This window comes from Pseudarthrobacter sp. NPDC092419, from assembly GCF_044755045.1.
Lineage (GTDB): Bacteria > Actinomycetota > Actinomycetes > Actinomycetales > Micrococcaceae > Arthrobacter.
Genome location: NZ_JBIVQF010000001.1, coordinates 36,079 through 52,302 on the forward strand (window position 1 = coordinate 36,079; position 16,224 = coordinate 52,302).

Annotated in this window: 17 protein-coding genes; 2 read left to right on the forward strand and 15 right to left on the reverse strand. The window is 66.5% G+C overall.

The window, feature by feature from the left end:
* Nucleotides 1-31: 31 nt before the first annotated feature.
* The 7 genes from ACIQC0_RS00160 to ACIQC0_RS00190 form a co-directional block, all read right to left on the reverse strand.
* Entirely contained in the window at nt 32-913 is an 882-nt protein-coding gene (locus ACIQC0_RS00160) for an SseB family protein (RefSeq protein ID WP_400532133.1), read from the reverse strand.
* Between the two features lie 8 nt (nt 914-921).
* Nucleotides 922-1,668 carry a bifunctional 1-(5-phosphoribosyl)-5-((5-phosphoribosylamino)methylideneamino)imidazole-4-carboxamide isomerase/phosphoribosylanthranilate isomerase PriA gene (priA, locus tag ACIQC0_RS00165; protein WP_400532134.1) on the reverse strand — a complete coding sequence of 249 codons (747 nt, stop codon included), beginning with the start codon at nt 1,666-1,668 and terminating at the stop codon, nt 922-924.
* A 35-nt stretch (nt 1,669-1,703) separates the two neighbouring features.
* Complete coding sequence (locus ACIQC0_RS00170; protein ID WP_377217095.1) at nt 1,704-1,862, reverse strand: hypothetical protein; 159 nt, start codon at nt 1,860-1,862, stop codon at nt 1,704-1,706.
* Entirely contained in the window at nt 1,863-2,624 is a 762-nt protein-coding gene (hisH, locus tag ACIQC0_RS00175) for an imidazole glycerol phosphate synthase subunit HisH (protein ID WP_400532136.1), read from the reverse strand.
* Nucleotides 2,621-3,247 (reverse strand): imidazoleglycerol-phosphate dehydratase HisB, encoded by a 627-nt coding sequence (hisB, locus tag ACIQC0_RS00180; RefSeq protein WP_377217093.1) that lies wholly within the window; start codon nt 3,245-3,247, stop codon nt 2,621-2,623. Before hisB ends, hisH begins: the two co-directional genes overlap by 4 nt.
* 60 nt (nt 3,248-3,307) lie before the next feature.
* A complete protein-coding gene (locus ACIQC0_RS00185; RefSeq protein WP_400532138.1) occupies nt 3,308-4,426 on the reverse strand; it encodes a histidinol-phosphate transaminase in 1,119 nt (372 codons plus the stop codon).
* 78 nt (nt 4,427-4,504) lie between these two features.
* Nucleotides 4,505-4,912 carry a LysM peptidoglycan-binding domain-containing protein gene (locus tag ACIQC0_RS00190; RefSeq protein WP_377217091.1) on the reverse strand — a complete coding sequence of 136 codons (408 nt, stop codon included), beginning with the start codon at nt 4,910-4,912 and terminating at the stop codon, nt 4,505-4,507.
* A 325-nt stretch (nt 4,913-5,237) separates the two neighbouring features.
* On the opposite strand from ACIQC0_RS00190, the gene lexA reads away from it, so the two are divergent.
* Nucleotides 5,238-5,975, forward strand: a complete 738-nt coding sequence (gene lexA / locus ACIQC0_RS00195) for a transcriptional repressor LexA (RefSeq protein WP_377217090.1) — start codon at nt 5,238-5,240, stop codon at nt 5,973-5,975.
* A 64-nt stretch (nt 5,976-6,039) separates the two neighbouring features.
* Here the strand turns inward: lexA and ACIQC0_RS00200 are convergent, their stop codons facing one another.
* Both ACIQC0_RS00200 and hflX read right to left on the reverse strand, forming a co-directional pair.
* Complete coding sequence (locus tag ACIQC0_RS00200; protein ID WP_377217126.1) at nt 6,040-8,091, reverse strand: ATP-dependent DNA helicase; 2,052 nt, start codon at nt 8,089-8,091, stop codon at nt 6,040-6,042.
* A 10-nt stretch (nt 8,092-8,101) separates the two neighbouring features.
* Nucleotides 8,102-9,676: a GTPase HflX gene (gene hflX / locus ACIQC0_RS00205; protein WP_377217089.1), complete on the reverse strand. Its 1,575-nt coding sequence runs from the start codon at nt 9,674-9,676 to the stop codon at nt 8,102-8,104.
* 423 nt (nt 9,677-10,099) lie between these two features.
* Between hflX and ACIQC0_RS00210 the strand changes: the two genes are divergently transcribed.
* Nucleotides 10,100-10,723 (forward strand): class I SAM-dependent methyltransferase, encoded by a 624-nt coding sequence (locus ACIQC0_RS00210; protein ID WP_377217088.1) that lies wholly within the window; start codon nt 10,100-10,102, stop codon nt 10,721-10,723.
* On the opposite strand, the gene dapF is transcribed toward ACIQC0_RS00210, so the two are convergent.
* The 6 genes from dapF to ACIQC0_RS00240 form a co-directional block, all read right to left on the reverse strand.
* Entirely contained in the window at nt 10,695-11,639 is a 945-nt protein-coding gene (gene dapF, locus ACIQC0_RS00215) for a diaminopimelate epimerase (RefSeq protein ID WP_400532140.1), read from the reverse strand. The two genes, ACIQC0_RS00210 and dapF, sit on opposite strands and share 29 nt — an antisense overlap.
* An 84-nt stretch (nt 11,640-11,723) precedes the next feature.
* Nucleotides 11,724-12,620 (reverse strand): tRNA (adenosine(37)-N6)-dimethylallyltransferase MiaA, encoded by an 897-nt coding sequence (gene miaA / locus ACIQC0_RS00220; RefSeq protein ID WP_400532142.1) that lies wholly within the window; start codon nt 12,618-12,620, stop codon nt 11,724-11,726.
* 3 nt (nt 12,621-12,623) lie between these two features.
* A complete protein-coding gene (miaB, locus tag ACIQC0_RS00225) occupies nt 12,624-14,195 on the reverse strand; it encodes a tRNA (N6-isopentenyl adenosine(37)-C2)-methylthiotransferase MiaB (RefSeq protein WP_400532144.1) in 1,572 nt (523 codons plus the stop codon).
* 3 nt (nt 14,196-14,198) lie between these two features.
* Entirely contained in the window at nt 14,199-14,702 is a 504-nt protein-coding gene (locus tag ACIQC0_RS00230) for a regulatory protein RecX (RefSeq protein ID WP_400532575.1), read from the reverse strand.
* Between the two features lie 67 nt (nt 14,703-14,769).
* Nucleotides 14,770-15,825, reverse strand: a complete 1,056-nt coding sequence (recA, locus tag ACIQC0_RS00235; RefSeq protein WP_377217084.1) for a recombinase RecA — start codon at nt 15,823-15,825, stop codon at nt 14,770-14,772.
* Nucleotides 15,826-15,998: 173 nt separating this feature from the next.
* Nucleotides 15,999-16,223: a DUF3046 domain-containing protein gene (locus tag ACIQC0_RS00240; RefSeq protein WP_400532146.1), complete on the reverse strand. Its 225-nt coding sequence runs from the start codon at nt 16,221-16,223 to the stop codon at nt 15,999-16,001.
* Nucleotide 16,224 lies beyond the last annotated feature (1 nt).

The following is a 16,224-nucleotide window of genomic DNA, read 5'->3' on the forward strand; positions in this document are numbered from 1 at the left end:
AGTCCGGGAGGGTCTCCGCCGTGCACCGCCGCTAGTTGACGGCCCGCCTCAGCTTGATTTCCATCGAGTCGACCCGCTCCCCAAACAATACATTCCGGGACCACTCGCCCTGGAGGGACGCTACGAGGTGCTGCACCGCGCCGGCGTCCAGGCCGTCCTCGAGGTACAGGACCACCTGAAGTTCCGGGCCGGGTCCGCCGCCGGCAAGGACTGTACCGTCCGCTGCCCGGCTGGCCACTCCCCCGCCGGGCAGCAGTTCAATGCTCCGGACGGCGGGGAAGCGGGAAGCGGCCTGCCCAAGCTCGGGGGCGAGGGCGGGATCGGTGTAGCTGGGAACCCACTCGTGCTGCTGAGCCAGCGCCCACAGGGCGGGTCGTCGGACCACGAACGTCACTGGGGAGCCAGGGTCCAGCACCATCAGTTCGGCTCCCTCGGCGACGGCAGACAGCGCAGCACGGGCTGCGTAGACGGCGACGGGCCGGGCGTCCGGGTGCCATGCGGCAAGGGCGGCGGCCGACGTGAATGCCGGCATGGCGGTCCGTCCGTCCGGTGCCTTAAGCGTCACCAGTGCCATGTCGGCCTGCTTGTCCGCCCGCAGGCCGTGGCCGCCGTCGGCCTCTTCGGCAAGCTGGGCGACGACCGGGATGAAGACGCGGGCTGTGGCGAGGGAGCGCACTACGGCGGCCTCGTCTCCGCTCCCCTCGCACAACTGGTCGACGGCGGCGAGGTACCCGGCGTCGGCCGTGCCGTCGTCGTCCTCGAAGTTGTGGATCCTGGCGTCATCCCCTGCGAGGCTGCGGCCCGCCCAGGGCCGCCCGGCCGAATCTGCCGCGCCACCAGCACCTGCCAGCGCGGCAGCTATATGGCCGGGCAGGTGGCGGGGGGCCGGGGCTTCGGAACCGTCAGTGGCCATGGCGGGCGTCAGCGCCGCCCGGCGACGTCGAGCGCCTCGGGCAGGGTGAAGGCGCCGGCGTAGAGCGCCTTGCCAACGATGGCCCCTTCGACGCCGAGCGGCACGAGGGAACGCAGGACCTTGAGGTCGTCCAGGCTGGAGATCCCGCCGGATGCCACCACGGGCTTACCGGTTTTTTCCACCATCTGGCGCAGCAGTTCGACGTTGGGGCCCTGAAGGGTGCCGTCCTTAGTCACGTCCGTCACCACGTAGCGGGCGCAGCCGGATTCTTCAAGCCTGGCCAGGACGTCCCAGAGATCCCCACCCTCCTTGGTCCAGCCGCGGCCGGCCAGGGTGGTGCCGCGGACGTCGAGGCCGACCGCGATCTTGTCACCAAAGCGCTCAATCGCGCGGGCGGTCCACTCAGGGTTCTCCAGCGCCGCGGTGCCGAGGTTGACGCGCGCCACGCCGAGGCCCAGGGCGGTTTCGAGCGTCTCGTCGTCCCGGAGGCCGCCGGAGAGCTCGACCTTGATGTCCAGCCGGCCCACCACTTCCCGCAGCAGCTCAGCGTTGGAGCCGCGGCCGAAGGCTGCGTCGAGATCGACCAGGTGCACCCATTCGGCGCCCTGCTCCTGCCAGTTCAAGGCAGCTTCGAGGGGTGTGCCGTAACTGGTTTCGCTGCCTGCCTCGCCTTGGACCAGGCGCACGGCCTGTCCGTTGACGACGTCCACGGCGGGCAGCAGTTCGAGGACCGGCAAATCGTTAGCGGTGGTCATGTTCGTCCTTTGTCAGGTAGGCGGGGCGCTGCGGGCTAGGCAGCCGGCAGCGTTAACAGGTAGGCGGCGAGCAAAGCCATGCCCGCCAAAACGTAGAAGGAGATTTGCGTCCACAGCGGCTTGCCTTGCTGGCGGAATGCCAGGGCACCGCCCACCAGGAGGCCGGCAAGGCCCATCAGGACGATGGACCACATCTAGGCGCCGCCGGTCGCAGGCGCTGCGCTGCTGCCGGCCCCGGAGTCCGCGGGCCGGCGGAGGGATTCCACCCAGTTGCGCAGCAGCCGGGCACCGGCGTCGCCGGACTTCTCCGGGTGGAACTGCGTTGCGCAGAGCGGCCCGTTTTCCACGGCGGCGATGAATGGTGCGCCGTGCTCGGACCAGGTCACCAGTGGTGCGGCCATGCGCGGCTGGACGACATCGAAGTTCCATTCCTGCACGCCGTAGGAGTGCACGAAATAGAAGCGCTCGTTTTCGACGCCGGCGAACAGCCTGGATCCCTCGGGAACCTTAACGGTGTTCCAGCCCATGTGCGGGACCACGTCCGCGGGCAGGTGCTCCACCTTGCCGGGCCATTCGCCCATGCCTTCGGCCTCGGTGCCATGTTCGACTCCGGTTTCGAAGAGGACCTGGAGACCGACGCAGATTCCCAGGACGGGACGACCACCCGCAACACGGCGGCCGATCAGCCGGATTCCGTCCACGGCCTTGAGTTCGCGCATGACAGTTTCGAACGCACCCACGCCCGGAACCACCAGGCCATCGGCGTTCAGGACGTCCTCCGGCTTGGCACTGAGGGTAACCTCGGCGCCTGCCCGTTCGAGGGCCCGGACGGCGGAGCGGACATTGCCCGAACCGTAGTCCAGGACCGTCACCGTAGGCTTTCCCTCCGGGGAGGGAAGCTTCCGTGATGCTGAAGGGTCCACGATGGCGCCGTCCTTCAGGACCTGGCCGCTCACAGGGCGCCCTTGGTGGACGGAATGCCCTCGACGCGGGGGTCCGGCTCAACAGCAGCCCGAAGTGCGCGGGCAAACGCCTTGAACTGCGCCTCCACGATGTGGTGCGGGTCGCGGCCGGCGATGACGTTCATGTGCAGGCAGATTCCCGCGTGCAGGGTAATCGCTTCGAAGACGTGGCGGGTCAGCGAGCCGGTGAAGTGGCCGCCGATCAGGTGGTATTCCTGGCCGGCCGGTTCGCCTCCGTGCACCAGGTAGGGCCGCCCGGAAACGTCGACGACGGCGTGGGCGAGGGCCTCGTCCAGGGGCACTGTCGCTTCACCGAACCGTCGGATGCCGGCCTTGTTCCCGAGCGCGGTACGAAGGACTTCGCCGAAGGTGATGGCAACGTCTTCCACCGTGTGGTGGACATCGATGTGGATGTCCCCGGTCGCCTTGACCGTCATATCGATCAGCGAGTGCTTGCACAGGGCAGTGAGCATGTGGTCGTAGAAGGGTACGGACGTGTCGATGTCCGAAACGCCGGTGCCGTCGAGGTTGATCTCCACGAGTACAGACGACTCACTGGTGGCACGCTCCATGCGGGCGGTCCGGGAGGCCGCGGCATTCGATCCGGTGGAACTCATGGTCAAAGTGTCCTTTGGGGAAGATAGGTGGTCAGGGCGCAGGGCGCCGCTCTTCCAAGTCTAGGCGGGTAGCGCTGCCTGCCGGGCGAGGATGCTTTCCAACGATTCCAGGAAAGCTGTGGTTTCCGTCTCAGTTCCGGCCGTTACGCGCAGGTGTCCGGGAATCCCGACGTCACGGATCAGCACACCCGCCGCCAGGAGTTCCTGCCAGACCTGGTGCGGATGGTCAAGTCCGCCAAAGAACACGTAGTTGGAGTCGGACGCGGCCGGCGTGAGGCCCATGCGGCGCAGTTCATCGACGATTCGGTCCCGCTGCCTCTTGATGTCCTCGACATCGGCCATCAGCGCTGCACGGTATTCCAGTGCGGCCAGCGCCGTCGCCTGGGTCACGGCTGACAGGTGGTACGGCAGCCGGACAAGGCGCAGCGCATCCGTCACTTCCGGGGCTGCTGCCATGTAACCTAGCCGCGCCCCGGCCAAGGCAAAGGCCTTGCTCATGGTGCGGGACACAATGAGTCGCTCACGGCCCGGCAGGAGAGTCAGCGCGCTGGGCGTACCGTCGTGGGCAAACTCGTGGTAGGCCTCGTCCACGATCACGATGGTTTGGCTCGCCTCACCGGCACGGTAGACCTCCTCCACCACGTCCAGTCCCAGGCCGGTACCGGTGGGGTTGTTTGGCGAGCAAAGGAAGACGATGCTCGGCTGCAGGTCCTTCACCTGCCGGGCAGCGGACTCTGCAGTGAGGCCGTAATCATCCGCGCGCTGTCCAGCGATATAGCGGGTATCCGTGCCGCTCGCGAGCAGCGGATACATGGAGTACGTGGGAGGGAATCCGAGCGCGGTGCGGCCGGGGCCGCCGAAGGCCTGGAGGATCTGCTGGAGGACCTCGTTGGAGCCGTTGGCCGCCCAGATGTTCGAAGCGTCCAGCCCGTGGCCGAGGTATTCGGCCAAGGCAGTGCGGAGCTCGGTGAATTCGCGGTCCGGGTACCGGTTCAGGCCCTTGGCGGCACGGGCAACGGCCGCGGTGATAGCCGCCTGCACGTCCGCCGGGACGCCATGCGTGTTCTCGTTAACGTTCAGGAGAATGGGGACGTCCAGCTGCGGTGCCCCGTAGGGGGCAAGACCGCGGAGGTTCTCGCGGAGTGGAAGCCGGTTCAGTCGTTCTAGCTGGTCATTCACCTGAACAGTTTAGTGCCCGCGCCGGGGACCGGAAAATGTGACAGTTCCCTGCCGCCCCTGCCCGGCTCTGGGACTCCATTACCCGGCCGGAACGAACAGTTGCTGGCCCGGAATCACAGGCCCGCCGGAAAGATTGTTCAGCTGCACTATTTCTGCCACGACGTCCCTGGCATCGCGCTCCGGCGCAAGGCTGCCGGCAATGCTCCACAGGGACTGGCCCGGCTGGACTGTCACGGTGACTGTCGGCGTGGCCACGAGGTCGGCTGCCGAGTCTGAGGCCTTGGCGGGCGAGTTGAAGAACCCCGCCAGGGAAAGCAGCAGCGCCGCCAGCAGGACCAGCGGGATGCCAATCAGCACTACCCGCCCCCGGCGGGTGAGCCGCAGCGGCGGCAGGGGCGCTGGCGCCTGGCCTTCAGAAGCGCGGCCATCAGAACCCGAGGTGTTCCCTGGGGAAACTGGTGAGTGGTGAGCGGAAATAGCTGACATGGACTTAGCCCTCCTGGACCGTACTGTGCTGCCCGGAATGTTCCGGCCGCCATCTCCCGCCGTTCTTCGAAGATGAACTTCGAACGACTGCAACAGTGACTAGAACACATATTCGAACTTTGCTGATTCAGTTTTAGCACTTATCAACGAATAATGTCGAGACTCGCTAGAACAAATGTTTGAAAAAGCCCTGTGGCTGGCCTAGTTTTGAAGACAAGAACAACCACGCGGACAGTTGATCAGCCAGGTCTGACAATTTGGACGGGACCATCACGGCCGGAGCCAGAGCAAGCGGACCGGTGGCAACCGAAGGGCATTGGCAAACATGGCAGCAGCACCGGCCGGGGGCAGGACACTCCCGCAGGCGAAGAAGCCCGCCAAGGGCCTGACCGCCCGGCAGAAGAAGATCCTCGAAACCATCCAGCGCTCAGTCAACGACAACGGCTATCCGCCGTCGATGCGCGAGATCGGGGACACGGTGGGGCTGGCCAGCCTCTCCAGCGTGACGCACCAGCTTTCACAGCTCGAAAAGCTGGGCTACCTCCGCCGGGATCCCAAGCGGCCCCGCGCCATGGAAGTGTTGATGCCGCTGACACTGGGCGGCGTGCCGGGCAAGGGAGCCCCGGCCACCGAAAGCCCGGTACCGGGTGCCATGGCCGCCACAGTCACCGAACTCCCCACAGCTCTCGACACCGCAATGGTCCCCTTGGTGGGCCGGATCGCCGCCGGCGGGCCAATCCTTGCGGACCAGGTGGTGGAAGACGTCATGCCTCTTCCCCGGCAATTGGTGGGCCAGGGTGAACTGTTCATGCTGAAAGTCGCCGGCGACTCCATGGTGGACGCGGCCATCTGCGACGGCGACTGGGTAGTGGTCCGCCGTCAGGCCGACGCAGCCAACGGGGATATCGTGGCGGCCCTCTTGGACGATGAAGCCACCGTCAAGACCTTCCGGCAGCGCGACGGCCACACCTGGCTGCTGCCACAGAATACCCAGTACGAGCCCATTCTGGGCGACCACGCCACCATCATGGGCAAAGTGGTGTCCGTGCTGCGGTCCCTCTAGGGCACGAGCTCCCACGGAGCTGCGCCGCCTAAAGCGGCGTTCCCGACGGCCGCCGGCCTCCCGGCTAGCCTTCCCGGGCCAGCCGTTCAAGCGCCGCGAAGGCCGTGTTGCGGTCGGTGGTGGGCCAAAACGGCGGCAGCGCTCCCCGCAGGAAGCCCGCATAGCGTTCGGTGGCCAGCCGGGAATCCAGGACTGCTACCACGCCTTTGTCGTTGGTGGACCGGATCAGCCGCCCAGCCCCCTGGGCGAGACGGATGGCCGCATGCGTCGCCGAGACCGCCATGAACCCGTTGCCGCCGGATTGAGCCACAGCCCGGGACCGTGCCGTCATGAGCGGGTCGTCCGGCCGCGGAAACGGAATCCTGTCGATGACCACAAGGCGGCAGGAACCGCCCGGCACATCCACTCCCTGCCACAGAGACATGGTGCCAAACAGGCAGGTATCGGATTCGTCCGCGAACTGCTTGACCAAGGCCGTCATGGTGGATTCGCCCTGGCAGAGGATGGTCATTCCCAGCTTGGGCCGGAGGGCGTCGGCCGCTTCCTCGGCCGCACGCCGGGAGGAGAAGAGACACAGGGCGCCGCCGCCGGAGGCCTGGATCAGGGCCTCAAGTTCGGCCAGCGCCTCCGGGGAGACACCGCGTCCGGGCTTCGGCAGGTGGCCTGCCACATAAAGGATCCCCTGTTTGGGATAGTCGAAGGGCGAGCCCACATCCACGCCCGTCCAACTGGGTGCCCCCTGGCCCACGAGCCCCAGTCCGCCAGCGGCCGGCTCGAACGCTGATCCAATGGCAAGGGTGGCCGAGGTGAGGACCACCGTATGGTCCGCGAACAGGCCCTCGCGGAGCTTGCCGGCCACGGACAGCGGCGCCACGTTGATCAGCACCGGTGCCGAGTCGTCCGGCTGGGAGTAGCCTTGCCCGGGGTCGAAGGTACTCGCCCGTGAAAACCAGACCACTTCGCGGTTTTCCCGTGCCATCAGGAGCCGCTCGCACAGTTCCAGGATGAGCATGAGGCGGGACCGCGCAAGCTGCCGCCCGCCGTCGGCCGCCTGGCTGCCATCCCCCTTGGAATCAGACAACGCGGCACGGCAAGCCTCGCGGAGTTGGTCAACGCAGTCGAGCTGTTCGTCGTTGAGGCCGTTGGGGAGCAGCCCTCCGGGCGCACCGGCCAGCGCGGCTTCAAGGTTGGCTGCGGCAGCATTGAGCGCATCCACGGTAATGGCGGTGTGCTTCCGCGCCCCGGAGGCAGCGGCATGGACCATGGCCACGGACAGTTGCCCGGAAACGGCGCCGGTCACCCGGTCCTGCAGTTCGTGGGCCTCGTCCACCACCACCACGTCGTACTCGGGAAGGACTGCCAGGCCCTCGAAGGCGCTGACGGCCAGCATAGCGTGGTTGGTCACCACGATGTCTGCAGAGGCCGCATCGTGCCGTGCAAGCTCGCTGAAGCACTCTTCGGCCAGTGGACATTTCTGCGCACCCAGGCACTCCATGGACGTGACGGAGACCTGGCGCCATGCGCGGTCGGTGACCCCGGGCAGCAGTTCGTCACGGTCCCCCGTCGCGGTCTTTGCAGCCCATTCGCGCAGCCGGACCACTTCCTTGCCCAGCTGCGAGGAGGGTCCGCCGACGGCTGCGGCAAAGTGCGGAACACTGGTGTCCTCACCAAGCGAGAACAGCTGGCCCTCCGTGGGCTCCTCGGACGGGAATCCCCCCTCAAGCTTGTGCCGGCAGACGTAATTGGACCGGCCTTTGACCAGCGACACCTTGACGGGCCGCTCCAGCGCCGGGGTGATGGCGTCCAGCAGCCGAGGCAGGTCCCGCCCCACGATCTGTGTCTGCAACGCCAGGGTGGCGGTGGACACCAGGGTGGGCTTGTTGCTTTCCAGCGCATGCGCAATCAGCGGGATAAGGTAAGCCAACGACTTGCCCGTGCCCGTCCCCGCCTGCACCAGGAGGTGGGTGCCTGTTTCGATCGCCTGCGCGACCTGCCGGGCCATCTCGTGCTGGCCAGGCCTGCTCTGTCCCCCCATCGCGCCGACGGCGCGGTCGAGCAGTTCGGTCACGAACTGTCCGCCGGCCGTCTTCGTGGCGCCGGACGCGGCGTCAGTCATTGAAGCGGCGTCAGTCATTGGTGACGAAGGGTTCCAGCTCGGCCGCGAGACCCTCCCTGACCATCACCACGGCGCGGGTGCCCGCCTCCACATGGTCCACGCTGATGATTTCAGCGTCCGATTCGTGCAGCTTGCTGATCAGGTCTCCCCGATCGTAGGGAATGAGCAACTCGAGCTTCACGCTGGGCCGGGGAATCGAATCGCTGATGGCCTTGAGCAGTTCGGCAATCCCTTCGCCGGTGCGGGCCGAGACCACCACATGGCGCGGTTCGCGCTGTTTGAGGCGTTCCACCACGAAAGGATCCGCGGCGTCCGCCTTGTTCAGGACAATGATTTCGGGAACCTTACGGGCGTCGACCTCACTGAAAACCTTGCGGACTGCTGCGATCTGTCCTTCGGGATCGGGATGCGAAACATCCACGACGTGCAGGATCAGGTCAGCGTCCGCCACCTCTTCCAGCGTGGAGCGGAACGCTTCCACCAGCTGGGTGGGCAGGGAGCGGACAAAGCCCACCGTGTCCGCCAGCGTGTAACCGAGCCCGTCGGCCGTTTCGGCCTTGCGGACGGTGGGATCAAGCGTGGCAAACAGGGCGTTCTCCACCAGGACACCGGCATCCGTCAGCCTGTTGAGCAGGGACGACTTTCCGGCGTTCGTGTACCCGGCAATGGCAACTGACGGGACGGAATTACGACGGCGGTTGGCGCGCTTGGTCTCGCGGGCAGGCTTCATTGCGGCGATTTCACGCCGAAGCTTGGCCATCCGGGTACGGATCCGCCGGCGGTCCAGTTCGATCTTCGTCTCACCGGGACCACGGGAGCCCATGCCTGCCGCTGCGCCGCCCACCTGGCCACCTGCCTGGCGGGACATCGATTCGCCCCAGCCGCGCAGTCGCGGCAGGAGGTACTCGAGCTGGGCCAGTTCCACCTGCGCTTTACCTTCGCGGCTCTTGGCGTGCTGGGCAAAGATGTCCAGGATCAGCGCCGTCCGGTCGATGACCTTGACCTTGACGATGTCCTCAAGTCCACGGCGCTGGGACGGTGCCAGCTCAGCGTCCACCACCACGGTGTCCGCGCCGGTGGCCATCACGATGTCCTTGAGCTCCTGCGCCTTTCCCGACCCCAGGAAGGTGCCCGGGTCAGGCTTGGCACGCCGCTGGACCAGTCCGTCGAGGACCTCGGAGCCCGCGGTTTCGGCAAGCGCAGCAAGTTCACGCAGCGAATTCTCCGCGTCTGCGAGGGTACCGTCCGACCACAGCCCTGCCAGTACCACCCGTTCCAGCCGAAGCTGCCGGTATTCGACCTCGGTAACGTCCTCGAGCTCAGTGGACAGCCCCGCCGTGCGGCGCAGTGCGCGGCGCTCTTCGAGATCCTGCTGGTCGCCGTCGTACTCGCTGTGTTCTGCGTCCAGGCGGGAGATTGCCTGGGCCTTGCCAAGCACAGCCGCGCCTTCACCGCGGCCGCTGTCCGGCGTTCCGGTCCGGGCGGGAACGTCCTTGGAAAGGATCCGGTCGATCACGGCCTGGATTTCCTGTGGACTCATGTCCTGGGCGGCGGGATCGGATCCGGTGTTGGGCTGGCTGGTCATGGTCTCCTTTGAAGATTCGGCAGTTCCAGAATAGTGCTGATTGGTCTGATGTGGTGAAGTATTCGCGCTGGGCTGACGGCCTGCGGACATGCAGTACTCCTGGTCTTGGCGGCCTCCCTGACGGGCAGGCGGCAGATATGCCGCCCGGGGACGGCAGAAATTGAGCAGTGATTGAAGGGCCGGGAACAGCGCGGAAAACCAGCCAGATGCTGTCTCTCGAGTAGTGTCCGGCGGCCGGACGACGACGTGCGGCCCGGTGCACGAGCGGAAGGCACGGACGCCTGCATCGCTGTGGGACATGATCCGGGGCGGGCGTAGCCCGCGCCGGATTACTCGAAGATCAGGAACATGCCTCCTAGGGTAGCAGAGGGGCCGCCGGCCGGGTTTCCCTTTACGCTGCAAGGGGAACTACGCTGGCCAGTTATGGAGTCTGCACACTATTTCAGCGCGTCACCCGCCGGCCCGTTCACCAGAAAGCCGCTGACGGTGGAACTCGCAGGGGAAACGCGCAGGCTCCACTCCTCCAGCGGCATCTTCAGCCCCGACGGAATCGACAAGGGAACGGCAGTCCTGCTGGCCAATGTTCCGGCGCCGGCACCCACCGGAAACCTGTTGGACATCGGCTGCGGCTGGGGTCCGGTTGCCCTGACGCTGGCGTTGCGGGCACCGCACGCGAAGGTTTACGCCGTGGACGTCAACGAACGCTGCATCGTCCTGACCAACGAGAACGCGGAGGCCCTGGGGCTGGACAACGTCACGGCCTCCACCCCGGATTCGGTGGACCCGGAGCTTCGCTTCGACACGATCTGGTCCAACCCGCCCATCCGGATCGGCAAGGACGAACTGCATTCGCTGCTGAAGCTGTGGCTGCCCCGCCTGGCTCCAGGCGGAACAGCCTGGCTGGTGGTGCAGAAGAACCTCGGCTCGGATTCGCTGCAGCGCTGGCTGGCGGCCGAACTGGACGACTCGTTTACGGTGACCCGTGAAGCAACCGCAAAATCGTTTCGCATCCTGAAGGTCAGGAAAGCGTCCCTGTTGCCACAATGACAGCCGGGCCGCGGAGCTCGACGTGCTCGTGGCCGCTGGTCCCCTGGAAGAACCTGACTCCCACGGTGCCGCCGGGGACGTGGACCTGCCACGTGTCCGGGGCCTCGGCGCCGGCCCAGTGCCGGATGGCAACAGCGGCCGCGCAGGCGCCGGTCCCGCAGGACTGCGTCTCCCCCACGCCGCGTTCATGCACTCGCATCGTGACCGAGCCGACTCCGCCGTGAACCAGCGGTTCGGCAGGAACGACAAATTCTACATTGGTGCCGTTGGCCGGTGCAGGATCCACCGAGGGGGCGGTGAAAAGCCTGGTTCCGGCCAGTTCACCGAGCTCGGCGAGGGCGACGACGGTGTGCGGGTTGCCCATGCTGACGGACAGCGCGGGGCGGGGCACCTCCAGGCCGTCCGCTGTGACGAGGGAATCCATGGAGCGGGCCGCGGCTTCACCCGGGAAAATGAACGACCAGGGGCCCATATCCACGGCGTAGTCCTCGCCGGTCCGGACCACGGTCTTCACCCCGCCGCGGGTACCAATGGTGAGGGAGCCGCCGTCGGGCAGGTCGATCAGGCCCTCCGTGCGCAGGAAGTGAACGAAGACGCGTACCCCGTTGCCGCACATTTCCGAAAGGGAGCCGTCACCGTTGCGGTAGTCCATGAACCACTCGGCGTCGGGTGCAGCTTCCATCAGGCCGCGGCCCTCGGGAAGGAAGCGGGAGGGCACGGCGCGGATCAGTCCGTCGCCGCCGATCCCGCGGTGCCGGTCGCACAGGGCAGCAACCTGCTCTGCGGAAATCTCCTGGCGTCCTTCCGGGTCCGACACCAGGACGAAGTCGTTGCCGGTTCCGTGCCCCTTCGAGAAGCGCAGTCCACCCAGCGTGCCGAGGACGGTTTCGAGGGGCAGCGCAGGGGTGGTTTCCATGGTTCCAAGGGTACCGGCCGTGGGCGGCCCGGCCGAAACCGTTCCAACCCCGGAAGGCTGCACCTCCCTAGAGGCCGCACCTCGCTAAAGACACAGCGCGGCCGCTTTCTCCACAAGGTCCGGGTCCTGCCAGTCCAGCCACTGGATGCGCGGGTCTGCACGGAACCAGGTGAGCTGCCGGCGGGCAAACTGGCGCGTGGCCACGATCGTTTCCCCTGCAGCCTGTTCCACCGTGGCTTCGCCGTCCACCACCTTCAGGAACTGGGAGTACCCGAGGGCACGGGAAGCGGTCTTGCACCTGCGCAGGCCCTGGGCATCCAGCCGCCGCACTTCCTCCAAAAGCCCCTGATCCACCATGGCGTGCACCCGGGCAGCCAGCCGTTCCCTGAGTACTTCGCGGTCCACTTCCAGGCCCACCTGCACGGCCGGCTGGAAGTACTCCCGGCGCGGCATGAAGGAACTGAAAGGCCGGCCGGTGAGCGCGTACACCTCAAGGGCACGGACGATGCGGCGCGCATCCGAAAGCCGTCCCGCGGACACGGGGTCTACAGCGCTCAGCCGTTCCAGCATGGCGGAGCTGCCGCGGGCCGCCAGTTCCTGCTCCAGCCGGGCCCGCACCACGGGGTCGGTCCCCGGAAATTCCAGGATGTCCAGGGCTGCGCGGACGTAGAGTCCGGAGCCGCCGGCGAGGATGGCGCGGCGGCCGCGGCTGTGAATGTCCGCGATCAGCTCTCTGGCCTGCGCCTGGAAGTCGGAGACGCTGGCCTCCTGGGTGATGTCCAGTGTGTCCAGGAGATGGTGCGGGACGCCGCGGCGATCGGCCCCGGTAATTTTGGCGGTGCCGATGTCCATGCCGCGGTAGAACTGCATGGCGTCCGCATTGATGACTTCGCCGTCCAGGCGCCGGGCAAGGCCGACTGCGAGGTCTGACTTTCCGGAGCCGGTTGGACCGACGACGGCGATGACCGGCTTGGTGCCCACCGGTCAGCGGGCGCGCAGTGGCAGCGCCGGCATCCCCAGGGAGACTCCCTTGCCTGCCGCGCCCGCTCCGGGCGCAGGGGCACCGCAGGAGTCTGCCTGCGAACGGTCCCAGGCGTCGCCGGCGCGCGACCGGCGGAGGCTGTAGTCCTCCAAAGTGGGGTCCGCCACGAGGTGGAACGCCGCCGCTTCAGTGATGGTGACGGTGACGAGGTCCCCGGGCCGGGGAGCCGGAGCGCCGTGCGGGACAGAGAAGTGCACCAGGCGCTGGTCCTGTGCGCGGCCTGAGAGCCGGTGGGTCTCCTCTGCCTTTCGCCCGGATTGGGCTGTGACCATGACTTCGACCCTGCGGCCCAGCTGCTTGCGGTTCTCCTCCGCAGCGATCCGGTCCTGAAGCGTGGTCAGGCGCTCAAAACGTTCCTGGACGACGGCCTTGGGCAACTGGTCGGGAAGGTCAGCGGCGGGCGTGCCCGGCCGCTTGGAGTACTGGAAGGTAAAGGCCGTGGCAAAGCGGGACTGCTCCACCACGTCCAGGGTTGCCTGGAAGTCCTCCTCCGTTTCACCGGGGAACCCGACAATGATGTCGGTAGAAATGGCCGCGTGCGGGATCCTTTCCCGGACCTTGGCCAGAATCCCCAGGAACCTGGTGGATCGGTACGACCGTTTCATGGCCTTCAAGATGCTGTCCGAGCCGGACTGCAGCGGCATGTGCAGCTGCGGCATCACGTTCGGGGTTTCCGCCATGGCGTCGATGACGTCATCGGTGAAGGCCGCCGGGTGGGGGCTCGTGAAGCGGACCCGTTCAAGGCCTTCGATGCTGCCGCAGGCCCGCAACAGCTTGGAGAACGCCTGGCGGTCGCCGAACTCCACGCCGTAGGAGTTGACGTTCTGGCCCAGCAGGGTGACCTCGATGGCTCCGTCGTCCACCAGCGCCTGGATCTCCGCCAGGATGTCTCCGGGGCGGCGGTCCTTTTCCTTGCCGCGCAGCGCGGGCACGATGCAGAAGGTGCAGGTGTTGTTGCAGCCCACGGAGATGGATACCCACCCCGCGTACACGGAGTCGCGCTTGGTGGGCAGCGTGGAGGGGAACACGTCCAGCGATTCCAGGATTTCCAGCTGGGCTTCGTCGTTGTGCCGGGCACGGTCAAGGAGGGCCGGCAGCGCGCCAACGTTGTGGGTTCCGAAAACGGCATCAACCCACGGTGCCTTCTTGAGGATGGTTTCCCGGTCCTTTTGGGCCAGGCAGCCTCCCACGGCAATCTGCATGCCCGGGTTGGCGGCTTTCACCGGCGCCAGGATACCCAAGTTGCCGTACAGCTTGTTGTCCGCGTTTTCCCGGACGGCGCAGGTGTTGAACACCACTACGTCAGCCACATCGCCGTCCGCCGGAATGTAGCCGGCGCCTTCCAGCATCCCGGCCATCCGCTCTGAGTCATGCACGTTCATCTGGCAGCCGAACGTGCGTACCTGGTACGTGCGGGGCTTCTGGCCGCCTTCAGCGGCATCCGGCTGCCGGCCGCGCTCCAAGGTATCGGATGATTCAGGGCCGGACGGGAGGGAAGGGATGGTCAAACTCACCTATTAAGGGTACCGGCTCCCCAGGCCGTCGCCGTCAGGATCCTCGAACTGCCCGTCGAGGACCTCGTTCACGATGCGGAACGCCTGTGACAGCTGGTAGCCCTTGCGGGCAAGCATCGACGCCAGTCGACGGGCGGCTTTGTCGCGCCCGGCCCTGTCGTGCAGGTCCGTGCCGGGACGGAGCTTTCGCTGCACCAGGGCCCTGGCGGCCTCCTCCTCGTCGGAATCGGAGACCTGCGCCAGGGCAGCGTCGGCAGCTTCCTGGTCGATGCCCTTATCGGCGAGCTCACGCCGCAGAGCACCCCGGGCCAGCTTGCGCGACTGCGCCCTGCTCCGGACCCACATTGCTGCAAACTCCGCATCGTCGATCAGTCCGGCGGCCTGGAACTTGTCCAGGACCGCCTCCGCCACGTGTTCCGGAACATTGCGTTCCGCAAGCTTCCGGGACAGCTGCAGCCTGCTCTTCGCCGACGCGGTCAGCTGCCGGTAGACGATGGCTTGGGCCACTGACACGGTATCCGGCTCGGCGTCACCAAATCCGGGCGCGTCAAAGTCATCGCTCCCGCCCAAGGACCTAGAACCCGTCAACGGCCTTCAGCTTGGGCGAGTCCTTGGCATCCGCTTCGGCCGGCTTGACGCCCACCCCGAGCTTTTCCTTGATGAGCCGCTCGAGCTCCGCGGCCAGTTCCGGGTTGTCCCGCAGGAACCGGCGGGAGTTCTCCATGCCCTGGCCCAGCTGGTCGCCGTCGTACGTGAACCACGACCCCGACTTCTTGATAATGCCGTGTTCCACGCCCATGTCGATGATGCCGCCCTCGCGGGAAATGCCCTGGCCGTAGATGATGTCAAATTCGGCGACCTTGAAGGGCGGGGCCATCTTGTTCTTGACGATCTTGGCCTTGGTGCGGTTACCGACCGAGTCGGCGCCCTCCTTGAGGGTCTGGATGCGGCGGACGTCGATGCGGATGGAGGCGTAGAACTTCAGGGCCTTGCCACCGGTGGTGGTTTCCGGGGAACCGAAGAATACGCCAATCTTTTCGCGCAGCTGGTTGATAAAGATGGCGGTGGTCTTGGTCTGGCTCAGCCGGCCGGTAATCTTACGCAGCGCCTGGCTCATGAGGCGGGCCTGGAGGCCCACGTGGCTGTCGCCCATGTCGCCTTCAATTTCGGCGCGCGGGACCAGGGCGGCCACGGAGTCAATCACGATGACGTCCAGGGAGCCTGAGCCCACCAGCATGTCCATGATTTCCAGGGCCTGCTCACCGGTGTCCGGCTGGGAAACCAGGAGCGCATCCGTGTCCACGCCCAGTTTGGCGGCATATTCGGGGTCCAGCGCATGTTCGGCATCGATGAACGCCGCGATGCCACCCTGGCGCTGGGCGTTGGCCACCGCGTGCAGCGCAACCGTGGTCTTACCGGACGACTCTGGCCCGTAGATCTCGATGACGCGTCCGCGCGGCAGGCCGCCAATTCCCAGAGCGACATCCAGCGCGATGGAACCGGTGGGAATGACTTCGATAGGTGCGCGCACCTCATCGCCCAGCCGCATGACCGAACCTTTGCCGAACTGCTTATCAATCTGGGCAAGAGCTGCTTCCAGCGCTTTTTCACGATCCGGGGCTGCCGCCATGGTTGACACCTCTAATGCTTTCTCGATGGTGGCCTCAGCGGCCGTTTGTTGGTCATCTCTGACGCTAAGGGGAACCACTGACATTCAGGCCGGATGGGATCGGCTATGTGGATAACCCGCTGGTTCCAGCATAGCTTTATCCGAACAGGTATTCGAAGAAGCGGGTGGGCGTGTCAGTCGCGTCGAGGCGCGATGTCGCGGCCCAGCCGGCGTTCGGGGGGAACGTCCTGGACATCGCAGACGGCGAACCATACCCTCCGCGGTTCCACTCCGGCCGCCAGCGCCTGGTCCGCGGTGCGGCCGCCCACTCCGGCCAGCACCAGCGTGCTGCTCAGCACCCTCGAGTAACCTGCACCGAACTCGTCATCCATAAGCCGCCAGTAGTCGCTGATCCGCACC

What these genes read in the sequence shown, in the direction of transcription:
- ACIQC0_RS00160 (WP_400532133.1), bottom strand. Translation starts at nt 913, where the DNA reads ATGGCCACTGACGGTTCCGAAGCCCCGGCCCCCCGCCACCTGCCCGGC.
- priA (WP_400532134.1), bottom strand. Translation starts at nt 1,668, where the DNA reads ATGACCACCGCTAACGATTTGCCGGTCCTCGAACTGCTGCCCGCCGTG.
- ACIQC0_RS00170 (WP_377217095.1), bottom strand. Translation starts at nt 1,862, where the DNA reads ATGTGGTCCATCGTCCTGATGGGCCTTGCCGGCCTCCTGGTGGGCGGT.
- hisB (WP_377217093.1), bottom strand. Translation starts at nt 3,247, where the DNA reads ATGAGTTCCACCGGATCGAATGCCGCGGCCTCCCGGACCGCCCGCATG.
- ACIQC0_RS00190 (WP_377217091.1), bottom strand. Translation starts at nt 4,912, where the DNA reads ATGTCAGCTATTTCCGCTCACCACTCACCAGTTTCCCCAGGGAACACC.
- lexA (WP_377217090.1), top strand. Translation starts at nt 5,238, where the DNA reads ATGGCAGCAGCACCGGCCGGGGGCAGGACACTCCCGCAGGCGAAGAAG.
- ACIQC0_RS00200 (WP_377217126.1), bottom strand. Translation starts at nt 8,091, where the DNA reads ATGACTGACGCCGCGTCCGGCGCCACGAAGACGGCCGGCGGACAGTTC.
- hflX (WP_377217089.1), bottom strand. Translation starts at nt 9,676, where the DNA reads ATGACCAGCCAGCCCAACACCGGATCCGATCCCGCCGCCCAGGACATG.
- ACIQC0_RS00210 (WP_377217088.1), top strand. Translation starts at nt 10,100, where the DNA reads ATGGAGTCTGCACACTATTTCAGCGCGTCACCCGCCGGCCCGTTCACC.
- dapF (WP_400532140.1), bottom strand. Translation starts at nt 11,639, where the DNA reads ATGGAAACCACCCCTGCGCTGCCCCTCGAAACCGTCCTCGGCACGCTG.
- recA (WP_377217084.1), bottom strand. Translation starts at nt 15,825, where the DNA reads ATGGCGGCAGCCCCGGATCGTGAAAAAGCGCTGGAAGCAGCTCTTGCC.